6 protein-coding genes and 2 pseudogenes are annotated in these 13083 nt (G+C 55.9%); 6 read left to right on the plus strand and 2 right to left on the minus strand.

Annotated elements, in window-relative coordinates:
• Nucleotides 1-1074: 1074 nt before the first annotated feature.
• Nucleotides 1075-2196 (minus strand): glycosyltransferase, encoded by a 1122-nt coding sequence (locus GSQ92_RS06430; RefSeq protein ID WP_159013171.1) that lies wholly within the window; start codon nucleotides 2194-2196, stop codon nucleotides 1075-1077.
• 695 nt (nucleotides 2197-2891) lie between these two features.
• Here GSQ92_RS06430 and GSQ92_RS06435 point away from each other — a divergent pair.
• From GSQ92_RS06435 to GSQ92_RS30805, 6 genes and pseudogenes are all read left to right on the plus strand, one after another.
• Nucleotides 2892-4119, plus strand: a pseudogene (locus GSQ92_RS06435) (IS3 family transposase).
• Nucleotides 4120-4422: 303 nt separating this feature from the next.
• A complete protein-coding gene (locus GSQ92_RS06440; protein ID WP_159013172.1) occupies nucleotides 4423-4944 on the plus strand; it encodes a hypothetical protein in 522 nt (173 codons plus the stop codon).
• A 202-nt stretch (nucleotides 4945-5146) separates the two neighbouring features.
• On the plus strand, nucleotides 5147-7852 hold the full coding sequence (locus GSQ92_RS06445; RefSeq protein ID WP_159013173.1) for a glycoside hydrolase family 99-like domain-containing protein: 2706 nt from the start codon (nucleotides 5147-5149) through the stop codon (nucleotides 7850-7852).
• A gap of 2340 nt (nucleotides 7853-10192) precedes the next feature.
• On the plus strand, nucleotides 10193-12097 hold the full coding sequence (locus tag GSQ92_RS06450) for an HAD family hydrolase (protein ID WP_159013174.1): 1905 nt from the start codon (nucleotides 10193-10195) through the stop codon (nucleotides 12095-12097).
• Nucleotides 12098-12343 carry an acyl carrier protein gene (locus tag GSQ92_RS06455; protein ID WP_159013175.1) on the plus strand — a complete coding sequence of 82 codons (246 nt, stop codon included), beginning with the start codon at nucleotides 12098-12100 and terminating at the stop codon, nucleotides 12341-12343.
• Nucleotides 12344-12505: 162 nt separating this feature from the next.
• Nucleotides 12506-12690: pseudogene (locus tag GSQ92_RS30805) on the plus strand (IS630 family transposase); the annotation flags it as partial.
• Nucleotides 12691-12750: 60 nt separating this feature from the next.
• On the opposite strand, the gene GSQ92_RS06460 reads toward GSQ92_RS30805, so the two are convergent.
• Nucleotides 12751-13083 (minus strand): integrase core domain-containing protein (locus tag GSQ92_RS06460; protein ID WP_159013189.1); only part of this gene is annotated, 333 nt, incomplete at its 5' end.

Below are 13083 nucleotides of genomic sequence, written 5' to 3' on the forward strand. Positions count from 1 at the left end.
TGATAAGGCCGTATTTCGCCCACCTGGCCAACGTGCCTTCACTGATGTCGAATTTTGATGCCACCTCCGCCTTAGTCAGCATGCCCCGATCCCGCAGCCGATCGTAGCGGGAGCGCAGACCATACGGTTTGATGAGGTAGATCACGCGCAAATTGGTAAACTGCGCGTTCTATCCCCCTGCGCACCGGCCAGGATGCGCAACTTGTCGTTCCATTCGCGTTCTAGTGTATCGGCGACGAAGCGATTGACGGCATCAACCAGCATGAACCGACGCTGTGCAAACTCGGCATCGATGCGAGCACTTCACCAGCACGGAGCCGGAGCCGGTCCGCCTCATCACAGCGAGCTTCGATTTCTCTCCTCATCTCCAGCGGCAACTCGACGGCAGTCGGCATCATTTCCGCGGCGTTCAGTTGGCCGATCATCTCTTCGACGAGCCAACCAGCGATCGTTTGGCAACGCGGTTCCCCGGGGAGCTTACGCGCGGTTGCGGACATACCAAGTGTTTAATGGCCGCGCCGAGCGCCGTAATGGACCTTCAAATGCGCACCAAACGGCCACACACGGCCCGCGCCTGCAACAACGCCGAGCCCTCGCGCGACGGCGAGTTGCGCGCGGTTTCATAACTAACGCCATTGGCTTCGAGCAGCTTGAGTTAGCCTGGAACCGCTCCCAGTTGATGTAGCCAGGATGCGAACGCGGGCCTCGAACTTACTCCTCCAGCGCGGCATACGCCAGGAAAGCCGCAAGTACAAGTGCCGCCGCGCGGCGCCGACTTGGCGCCCTCCGTTACTGCCCCCCTCCTACCCCTACCCGTACATCGAGGCCTACGTGACTGATAAGCTCGTCTACGCCCGATCTCTTATGCATGAGGTTCTGCGCCAGGTCATCCAGCACAACTCTCGTAACCCTTCATACTGCGAGACGGTCACCCCTTCTCAGGCGAACACCTGGTTCAGGCTTCGCTCGAAGGCCGCAACCGGGTTAATGACGTTCCCGCCACTGACCGGCACTTGCGCGGGCCCAATTCTCATCCCCGTTTCCCCCTTCGCTATAAGCGAGCCTATCCCCCTTCTAGAAGTCTTGCGTATTGCGGATCACATCTAATCGTTTGAGCATTCTCAAGCCGGTGGGCCGGTCGTTCGCGACGTTCTCGACGGTCCGCCGTCCCAAGCGGCGCAACTGACGGGCCCAGATGGGATCATCTATCGCCCTTAGCATTAGATAAAGGGCGTGGTCCAAATCCGGTTCGGCCCAATGTTGCCCCCGCCACTGCGGATACTGACCTTCTTCTACTTCTTTAAGAGAATAGCGTACGCATAGTGAATTCTCGTCCGACATGTAATCGCAGTTGCCAGACCATCCCGTCGCCAAAGCCAGGCGGTCGGCCATCATTGCCTCAGCCATACCTCTGCCAAATCCCTCGGATCTATGAAGGGAGGCGAAGCAGTCACTGGATTGGATGAGACTTCGTGCTGCGAAACTCTCGAGGCTCTCCGCTAGAACAATCGTTCCGCCAGGAACTTCGTCAGAGATCTCGCGTGCCAAGTCGTTAGCGTCGCCATCTCCTAACCTCGCCTTTATTATCAGCTGTATGTCGTCAAGTGGCCGAAGCGAGGAAAGCCTCTTAAACAGCTCGACTACTGCCCAAGGATTCTTCCGGTGCACATAAGAACCCATATCGAATAGGTTCAATACCGTATACGAAGACTCTCTTATTCCAAAAAAGCGCCTGGGAAGAAAGGTCTTGAAGTCGGACTCGACCGACTGTCCGACGTGATGTGCTAGTAATCCGGAAGCTTCAAGAGATTGCTGGACAAAGGATGAGATGGCCCAAATCTCGTCGAATTTAGCCAGACCGTCGCGCCACACGGCCGGATAAGTCGGAAGCTCCCAGGCGGGCACGATGATATTGTAACCCTCCGAAAACGACTCGCCCTTATCTGCCAGGTGCGACAGCACTCGCTCAACCTCGTCACCATTTATATGAAAGACTCTGATGTCGCTCCCGGTCAACGTTTGAGCCTCTGTACCGGCGAGAAGGGCCCTCATGTCGGGATCAGTCCTGGCAGCGTAGCGGAAGATGTCGTACCAAAGAGCCGGCACGCCGACCGCCCTCAGCGCACGTAGCCCCGCACGGACCTGTTCGCCCATTCCGCTTGACGAAAAGGGATGACCAGCGACCACCACATTCATAATGTCACCCTCCCAAAGGGCACGACCGCGCTAAGCGGGTCTCGCGGTTAACAAGACGACAGCCAGGGCTGAGTTAATCCGCAAGACTCTTGACACTAGTGGGAAGCGAGCGTTCCCCACGTAACATGAGCTTGCCGCAAGAATGTGCAAGTCGGATATGCTTGGACGCAGACAGAAGTTCGAACACGCCTTGCATATCACGAGATCGAAGGAAGGCTCCGTGAATGTCTGGTGGCCTAGGTCTCCATTGCTACACTTCTCTATTGAATGTTCCGCGTCCTGTGGCAAGGCAGAAATCGGACTTACTCCCAATGTTCCCGGACACCCGTCTTAAGAGCGGCGGTCCGCTCCTCGATAGACGAATGGACATTCGTGAATCCTGGGGTCTTTTAAGTTCCTATAGAACGAGACTCCACCGCCCTAAAACAAGGCGCGTTCGCGCGAAGGAGAACCGCGTCGTCGGCATTTAGGGTCTCTCCTAACCCAATGCTTTATAACGTTTTGGAGAACCCTCATCACCCTCTGCTCGAAACTCGACGGCTGCCTGCAGACGCGACGGACGCCGCCGACCGACCGAGAGGGTGAATTTCCCGGCTACGAAGCTCACCGTCTGCTCGTGCATTGGAGCGGCCCCCATTTCGACCGGACACCTGGCGCAACCATGAGGACCTAGGCTTACGCCTAGGCATGCGCCTATGCCCAATGACACCACACGCGTTGAAATCATCACCGGACACGAGCGCCGCCGCCGTTATACTGCCAATGAGAAGCTCACCTTGGTCGATGCCACCATGCAGCCTGGGATGACGGTATCAGCCGTCGCCCGCCTGCACGGCGTCTCGCCAAGCCTGCTGTTCAAGTGGAGGCAACTCATGTCCCAAGGCGGTCAGGTCGCCGTCAAAGCCGATGAAGATGTCGTTGCAGCCAGTAAAGCTCGCGATCTCGAACTACGCGTCCGTGAACTGGAACGCATGCTCGGCCGTAAAACCATGGAAGTCGAGATCCTCAAGGAAGCGCTCGCCGCCGCTCGGGAAAAAAAGCCCGTCTGGCAGTTGCCGTCGCCGCCACGCGGCACTTCCCGGTGAAGGTTGTGGCCGACACGCTCGGCGTCGCCCGGTCTAATCTCGTCAGGCAGCTTTCTGGCAGCCCCAAACCCCGCGGCCGCTATCAACGGCGAGGCGACGACGAACTGTTGGCTGCCATCCGCCAGCTGACGGATGCACGCCCAACTTACGGCTACCGGCGGATCACAGCGCTCCTGAACCGGGCACGTCAAGCATCCGGCGCCGAGCCCATCAACCACAAACGTGTCTTCCGCCTCATGGCGCAGGGCCAGCTGCTGCTCCAACCGCATGTCGGTCATCGACCAATCCGGGCCCATGAGGGCCGCGTCATTGCCCTGGCGTCCAATCAGCGCTGGTCGTCCGACGGCTTGGAAATCAGTTGCTGGAATGGCGAAATCGTCCGCCTCGTGTTCGCCATCGACACCTGCGACCGAGAAATCATCGCCTGGCAGGCCAGCACCGGCGGCGTCAGCGGCGAGATGGTGCGCGACCTCATGCTGGCCTGTGTCGAACGGCGATTCAACGCCCTGCGGGCACCGCACCCGTTCAATGGTTGGCGGATAACGGCTCCGCCTATGTCGCCCGTGAGACGCTAGAATTCGCCGCTGCGCTGGCCCTGGTGCCATGCTTCACACCGGTTCGCAGCCCGGAAAGCAACGGGGTCAGCGAGGCCTTCGTGAAGACCCTCAAGCGCGACTACGCCCGCATCCAACCTCGTCCGGATGCTTTGACTGTTTTGCAACAGCTGCCGACCTGGATCAACGATTACAACGAACATCATCCACATAGCGGCTTGCGCATGCGCTCACCTCGTGAGTTCATCCGCAGCCAATCGCAACCTGCCTCGTGTCCGGTTTAACGGGGGCAACTCCATGCATGCCAATCGAGCGCCAGGCCAATCGCTGCTTAGCAAGTTGACGGCACGTCGCACACTCTCCCTGCCAGAGAAGAACACAACCTATACTGGCGCGAACAACCTCTCGCGCGCTGGGCTCCTTTGCACGCAATCAGGAGTTGCCGTTAATTCGTCGCTTCCTCTTTGAGTGGAGGGTGCATGTCGGTTCGTCACAATGGATTAGTGGACAGCATGCTCAACGGAAACTATCTTCGACTAAGATAACACAACTCGTTGATGCGCTAGCGAGTTTTTGGTGAGTCGCTAATGAAAAAGATGTCACTCCAGCTTTCCGAGACGACTGAGTCGGAAGGACCGGGCGTAGCGAACGGATTCTTCCCGACGCCCGACGATTTCTCTGATCATGTTGGCGTTTCTCTGGACGAGTTCAGAGGATCGCGAAAGGTGCTGGTCAGCCTCGACGTCTTACGATCCCTTATTGGGTTAGCCGCAGCCGGCACTGGTTTCGATGAGGTCACCTACCGAGAGCGTAACCAGGATTTGCGCGACGCGGTAGCGCGCGGTGCCATTTCCGATCTTCGTACACACTTCACTACAGAGGGCTATTTCGAGAGGCGGCCGGGATCGCGAGCTCAGGCCTATCCGGTGGACGAGACTTGGTATTTGGAGCGATATCCTGACGTGCTCGAGGGCATAAAAGCTGGTCTAGTCGATACACCCACGCAGCATTATTTTGTCACAGGTCGTAAAGAAGGCCGATTGCCCCGGGGCGACATTTCCGGCGCGGTACGCCAACTCATTTCGGCATTGAAGTCAACGGAGGCTTAAATTCTCGGCGGGTCGACTACGGCCGATGTAGTGGGTCTGCATGAGGGGTTTAGGTTGCCCTTCATGTATTGGGATGTGCCAAGTGGCCACTAGGACAAAAAAGACGCCTCGACCAATAGATCTGCCAAGGCAGACTAGTGCTTCCACCCAAGGTACTCCCGGCACGAGTTTCAGCATACGCGCCCTCCTGGATCTCGCGTTTGTGGATGATCGAGTGCTCTTTCGCAATTTCGGCCTGCGGCGCCACCAGCATTCTGAGCTCGCAGCCGTGTATATGCGCCTGCCCGCGCGTAGTAGGGCTACGCTGTCACCATACTTCGACGTTCCCTGGTACATCAGCCAAGTTCCCGGTCTCGCCGAGTCGGACATTGACCCCTTTTGGCATTTCTGCACCCAAGGAATCTATCGCAAGCTCTCGCCACACCCCCTCGTCTCGCTCACTCACATGCTTCGCCACCATCCCAATCTTCTCTCGCCTGATGGTGCGCTCGAGTGCCTCGTTAAAGGTTTGGAAGTAGACTTGATCCCACCCTCACCGTACTTCGACATCAACTACTACTTCGAAAAACGACCTAGCGCCAGATTGGCGCCCAATGGGCCTCTTCGTGACTTCATCGAGCAAGAGAGTAAGGCCGCGGTTGTTCCCAATGAATACTTCGATGCAGACTTTTATATCGAGCGATATCGAGATGTGCCCGGCAACATTCGTGACGCCTACTTGCACTTCGTCGTCGTCGGTGATCGACAGGCGCGGTTCCCTAGTCAAATGTTTGACTCAGATTACTACTTAAGGAACAATCCGGACGTCGCTGAGGCAAAATTTCCGCCGCTCATGCACTTCATTGGATGGGGTCGCGCCGAAGGCAGGCGCCCCGTTGGAAGTCGACGTTTTGATGTCCCGGCGGCAGCTGCTCCACAAAATAACTTCACGAGTTGCGAGCTGGATCCGAAGCTAGGTCGCGAACGTTACCGCGAAGCCGAGTCCACGATCACCAAACGCAAGCAAGCTCGACTTGCCGCTGTTTCTGAGCACGATGTTAGGCCGGTTGTAATATCCGATGTACGAGAGGCGCTCGAGGACCTCTCGTTTGTTTGCCCACAAGACCCGAAAGTATCCATCCTTATTCCGTGCTACGATAACCTCAAACTTACACTGGAGTGCCTCCTGTCGATCGCTATTTCAAAGTCAACTTGCAGTTTCGAGATCGTGGTTGCAGACGATTGCTCTCCCGATCCGGAGGTTCAGCGACTTCGCTCCGTGGCCGGACTCGTATATATTCGTCAACCGAAGACTCTAAACTTTCTAAGGAATTGCAACGCGGCGTTTAGGTCACTTCGAGGGGAGTATGTCCTACTTCTCAACAACGATGCTCAGATCTGCGAGGGCGCTCTGGACGCGCTCGTGATGGCTCTGGACAGCAATCCCCTCGTCGGCGCCGTCGGGCCGAAGATACTCTTCCCGAACGGTCGGCTTCAGGAGGCGGGCTGCATAGTTAACAGAGATGCAAGTACGACCATGATAGGGGTATCGGAAGATCCCGCTCAACCTTGTTACAGCTACGATCGTGACGTTGACTACGTGTCAGGGGCGGCTCTCATGTTCCGTCGCTCCCTCGCGAGGGGCGATCTGTTTGAAGAGCGCCTCGCGCCAGCCTATTGCGAAGACGTCGACCTCTGTCTCCATCTTTCATCGAGAGGATACACAGTACGCTATATCGCGAGTGCAACGGTCGTTCATCATCTTAGCATGTCATTCTCGGATCATGGAAAGAAGGTCTCCATGATCCGAACGAACCAGCAGAAGCTGGTTGAGCTCTGGGGAGAGCGACTCGCGCGCATGAACGAAGTTCGTGTGATTGCTTTCTACCTGCCGCAGTTTCATCCAATTCCGGAAAACGATCGTTGGTGGGGCGCCGGGTTCACCGAGTGGACCAACGTTACTAAGGCGCAGGCTAGCTATCAGGGCCACTACCAACCGCACCTTCCGTCGGACCTCGGATTCTATGACCTGCGGCTCGCGGACGCATTGCGGAAGCAGGCACACCTGCTGCAACGTTATGAGCTCGGTGGCTTCTGCATGTATTACTACAACTTCGGTGGCAAGGCTTTGTTGGATACCCCGTTAAGGGTGATCCTGGATAATCCTGATATTAAGTTCCCGTTCTGCCTATGCTGGGCAAACGAAAATTGGAGCCGCAGATGGGACGGCGGCGTTCGCGGAATGCTAATGGAACAGCAATATGACGACGAAACGATCGACTCTGTTGCGGACAGCGTCTCGCGGATAATCAGCGACCCTCGGTATATCCGCGTCGATGGAAAAGCGTTGTTCCTAATCTATCGCCCGCTGCTGATTCCGAGGCTGGACAACGTGCTGGAAAAGATCCGAACAGCTGCACGAGCTGCCGGAGGCGGGGAACTCCAAATCGTTCTGGTTGAGGGCATGGAATTCATCGAAGCGTCAATCGACCCAATGCAACTAGGATTCGATGCGTCAGTAGAGTTCCCTCCCCAAGGGATTGGCGTGGCCATGAAGGATCAGAGAGAAGTTTACAAGAGTGACTGGAGTGGTACTCGATACAACTATCAAGAGACGGTGGCCAAGGCTATTTTGACGCAACGCGCGAGTTGGCCAAGCTATACCTCCGTCTTTCCGTCTTGGGATAACACGGCTCGCCAACCGCTTTTAGGAACGTCGTTTGATCTTTGCTCGCCTGAGGTGTTTCAATTTTACTGTGAGAAGAAGATAGAGCAGTGCAAAGAACGCTTTACGGGCAGCAACCGTCTAATGTTTGTTAACGCCTGGAATGAGTGGGCGGAGGGTGCCCACCTTGAACCCGATCGAGTTTTCGGACATAGCTGGTTGGAGGCGGTGCGCAATGCATTGCTATCTAGCGGCTCTCTGTAACTTGAATCGCGCAGCAACCGCTTCGCCGCTGCCCTCCCCTCAATGGCACAGCCGACATTGTTGAGTCGGTCGAATTCAATGGTCTCAAGCTTGATGACAAACGCTGCTTGATAGTCATTATGATCTCGATCTCGGAAACTGTCCCGGCCGGGTACGTCCTCAGCTGTCATGTCTTATTTCAACATGAGGGCTTATCGAAAAAGACACACGTCGTTGAAGACTTTTGGTGAGTGCGTCAAAATGCCGCCTTCCGTTGCCGGAGGATGTCAGGCCCCGCCGATATTGCTTCTCGTAGTTCTGACCCTCAAATGATGCGATCGACGTAAATTTCCGGTGTGTGGAATGCTCCGACCAAATTATGGAGCTAGGCTCATCTGTGGACGCCCCCGGAGAAGCAAGAGGATTTTTGCCTTCTGACGCGTGGTTGGGTGCTGCCATCTGTCCGGCCTCGTGATGCGGCCGTAAGTTGCCGCGGCCCGTATGGAGGTTCGCGGATCGGCACCATATCAACGCCGCGTTCAAGGCCTGACAGAAGACCGCTTTCACTTTTTGCACAACGGACGGCAACCACAGAAGGCAACACGTTTCCGGTCCTGATCGTCGCGCTACAGCGCTCGTTTCTGCTGCGTTTCAGGTGTCAGGAATGGCTTGACATATTGCGGCGCGATCAGCCGGACCCGACGACCCATTGTCTGCAAAAAGCGTGTCCCGTGGTGAGAGCCCCCCAGGCCTCCAACACTACCTCGTCTTCAGAAACCCCTGTAAAAAGCTGTGACCGCCTTCTACCGAATCTTAGGGGTGACTCGTGGGGGATTCACGAGACGGTTTTAATCCCTCGGGGTGGACAGCCCAACGGCATCATGTGCCAAAGCTGAGTTGTTCAAGATCAACGAAAGGGCCCCCGGGTTGAAGTGTAAGCGCATCGCGAATGAGCGGGAGCGGCAAGTTTTGAAGCGAGAGGTTAAGTGTGGCCAGATCGACACTGTCGAACCGGAATGAATTATTATCTTCCATTACCGACATTACTTTCTCCTTCGTGGTTAGAGTTGAACTGGATGGTCTTGTTGATGAGTTTTACTACACGCTCGTTCTCCCCTGCTACAGCTAGCTCTCGAGATGGCCGGCATCCGCCGGTGGACGAGCGCACGTTCCAACGGGCCGCCGTCTACCGAAACAAGCGATTCCAGCGGTCGTTCCAGCTAAACATCCTGATGCTGTGCAAATTCGACCCATGAGTGAAATAATCGGCACCGTCTTAATTTATTAGACTCTTGCGGTAGTGAGCTCGGACACGAACCACTCATATCAAAAGAATTTTATAAAATTTAACATTTCGGAACAAAACAGGTTGCCTCAGGCGACACGGCGAGGTAATTGATAAAAACTCGGTTGTTGATCTTGCCGGAGCCACGGAATCAAGTGACCCGATGGCTCCAATCTGCGGAAACGTAGAGCACCTAGTAATGATAGCCAAACCCTCGTTGAGGGCTGAGTAACGGTTTGCCTGTAGCCAATATGTCCAGAGTTTAAGGCCCTCCGCGTTGGCCGTGCTAGGGCGCGACTGAGGTCTTCTGATGAGGTAGAAGATGACGGATACTACAATATGCGGCGGGTCTCACGCGTCAAACTTCACAGGCGGTCATGGACAGGAGGTGGGCCACAACCCGTTTAGCAGCCCGTTTATAGGTGGGTACGGCGCGATGACGGTTAGCGGAGGAGAAAACGGGGCAACTCTGTTCGGCGGAGCGCACAATTCACCAGCTTACCAAGGAGCATTTGGAAATAGCACGCTTACTGGCGGCTGGAGTTCTACAAGGCTAGTGCACGGCAGCACGGGAACAAGCGGAGACCTGTACGGCTTCCTTTCGAAACAAAGCCGCGGTCTCAGCGAGCAGCTACCCTACCATCATGCTAGCGACCCAAAACTGACCGTTGCGATAAATGATTTCGTTGGCGGTACAGATATGACTAGGCTTCACGACGGGACAACGATCGCCATCTCCGATTTGGATCACCACCAGTAATTGAAAGGGTGTCTATTGGCCGCTAGGTCGTGTGGACAGATCTAATCAGCATAAGCCCGCATGCAAAACTGTTGGTCGCTGAGTAGCTGATGTCGGTTCACGCAGCGCATGGCGACGCGCCTGAACCGCCTGAGCTTGCCGACTGCAAACAGCGTCTGAGGAGGGCACCTCTCCTGACAACGTGGATCATGGTATCGATGATCGAGCGACTGTCCACTCCGCGGCAGAACTCCATAATTGAGCACGAAGGGGTGAGATATGTCGCAACGCACAGTGAGGCCTGTTTGAAGGGAATGTTCCTGGACCTATGAGTTCAATGACGGATCTATATTGGCTGGAAGCTGTACCGAATTGGCGGTCAAGGCTCAGATCCTGTCTCGAAGCAGACGATGTATGGGCCGCTGCCGTCGCTCTTGCCAACAGTCGCCTAGACTTCCTTAAGACAAATCAGCTTGACGAAGTCGTCCAGCACACCATTGGTGAGACTGCGCCTCAAGGCCTCGCCACCAAGCAAATTCGGCTAGCCATCCTTGGCTCCTGCACGACTGCACACCTGCATGCCGCTATCCGGGTCGCTGCGCTCCGCCGTAACATTCATTTAATCATCTACGAAGCCGGCTACGGTCAGTACTGGCAGGAGCTTGCCGACCCGGACTCGCCGCTGAATACCTTCAAACCTAGCCTCATCCTATTCGTATTAGATGCACATCACATTGCCGCGGGCGTCAACGCGGCCTTCACCGTGCAGGAGGCAGACGCGGCTCTTGAGGAAATTCAGACTCGTTTACGCGAATGCTGGCGGCTTGCGCACGAAACATTTCGTTGCCCAGTAATTCAGCAGGCGCCCTTGCCCGTCCACGCCTCATTGCTAGGTCAGAACGAGCACCGCCTGCCCGGATCAAAGGCAACCTTCATCCGTCGATTCAACGCTGAGCTCCGTCCGATTGCGGAGGAAGCGCATATTGATATCCTTTCCCTTGATGAGCGAGCTGCTCGCGACGGTCTCGCGGCTTGGCACGATCACGGGCTCTGGCTTCGTGCCAAGCAGGAAGTCTCCCCTTTCGCCGCGCCCATGTATGGCGAGCTTATTGGACGGATGATCGCGGCCAGGCAAGGACGTTCCTATAAATGTCTTGTCCTCGACCTTGATAACACACTCTGGGGCGGCGTGATTGGTGATGACGGCATGGAAGGAATCGTGCTGGGTCAGGGTAGTGCTCTCGGCGAGGCATTCCTTGCGTTTCAGGATTACGCGCGCGAGCTCGCACGGCGCGGTGTAATTCTCGCAGTTTGTTCAAAGAACAATGAGGCCAGTGCGCTCGAGCCATTCGAGCGTCATCCTGACATGATACTTAGACGTAGCGACATCGCCGCCTTCGTTGCGAACTGGTCGGACAAGGCGGCCAACATTCGGTCCATTGCCGAACAGCTAAATATCGCGCTCAGCAGCCTCGTCTTTGTCGATGACAATCCGTTCGAACGCAGCTTGATTCGCCAGGAGCTTCCCCAGGTCGCCGTCCCAGAGATCGGCGACGATCCAGCCTCATATGCGCAGATACTCGCGGATGCGGGCTACTTTGAGGGGTTAGCCATTACCTCCGAAGACCGGGAGCGGACGGGTCAATATCAAGGAAATCGGTCGCGGGCGGAGTTGCGTGCTTCCTCAACGGACTTGCCGGGATACTTGCGTAGCCTGAAAATGCAACTCCGCTGGCGGCCCTTCGACCAGATCGGACTCTCGCGGACAGTGCAGTTGATCAACAAAACCAACCAATTCAATCTTACGACGCGACGCTATACCGAGGAGGAGATAGTCGACCTGATGCGGGACAGGAGTGCCTTCGGCTTGCAACTGCGATTGCTCGATCGGTTCGGCGATAACGGAATAATTGGCGTTGTAATCGGTAAAATGCGGCACGATGAAGCAAGTCGACTTGGACACTTGATAATCGATACCTGGTTGATGAGCTGTCGTGTACTCGGGCGGCAAGTCGAAGCCACGACTCTTAACCTTGTCGCCAGTCAAGCACAGCGTCTCGGTGCGCGGCGGCTGATTGGCAAATACGTGCCCACAAAATATAATGGAATGGTAGGAGATCATTACGAAAAGCTTGGATTTGTGATCACGGATCGTGACAAATTCGGGTGCAGTGAAGCGGTGCTCGATCTTGCCACGTTCGCGCCAGCTGAAACATTCATAGCGACCAGCGAGGATATCTGAATGACAGAGTCTGAACTTTATAGTCAGTTGACTGACGTCTTCCGTGACGTTTTTATGCGTGATGACCTTGAGCTGAAGCCGGAGCTGACGGCGAAGGATATTGCTGGATGGGATAGCTTCAAGCAGATCGAGATCATCCTGATGTTGGAACAGAAATACGACATCAAATTTCACACACGGGAACTCGATGGCCTTCTCAATGTCGGGGACTTAGCGCGCACCGTTTCGGCTAAGATCGACAAATGAAGGTAGCGTTGATTAGACATTGTCGGCTTCTGCTCGTTGGAGTGTAGTTCACGGACCCGGAAATGCGACTGTGTCCGCTGTCCACACGCGCGATAACTTAAGCGCACCATCAGAGCGGAGCCCTCATAAGCTCCTGCCGCCAGCCTCCTTTGACTGCTGTCTTACTCACCCGACTTCAATCCGATTGAAAACGCCTTCTCGCCTTCCCCACGCTCAAGGCCGTCCTACGCAAAGCCTCAGAACGCACGATCGACGGACTGCGGGAAACAAGAGGACGCGCAATCAAACAAACTTCTCCTGCCGAGTGCGCCAACTACTTCACCGCCGCAGCCTATGAGCCAGAATGAAAGGATTCTGCTCTAGGCGCAGATGTACCGCCCGCGGTTGATGAGACATCTATTGGCAGCCTACGCGGCGATTGCGACGGCTGAAAGCTGGTGCTGCCTGACTTGAGCGGGAGTTTGGTAATTGAGCCGCTGGATGAGCCAGGTGGTGTTATAGATGTGACGGAAGGCGAGCAGGGCGAGCCGGAGTTCTTCGACGGTGGCGAAGGTCCGGATCCAGAGCAGGTTTTCCTTGAGCGTTCGGATGAAGCGCTCTGCGCAGCCATTTCCCTCCGGCGCACGGACGAAAGCTGGCGAGCTCTGAATGCCCAGGAAGCACATCTCGGTCTGGAAGGTGTCGGACATGTATTGCGAGCCATGATCGTGACGAACGGCCAGGCCGCGGGCGACATCCTT

This window comes from Acidisoma sp. S159, assembly GCF_009766125.1.
GTDB lineage: Bacteria > Pseudomonadota > Alphaproteobacteria > Acetobacterales > Acetobacteraceae > Acidisoma.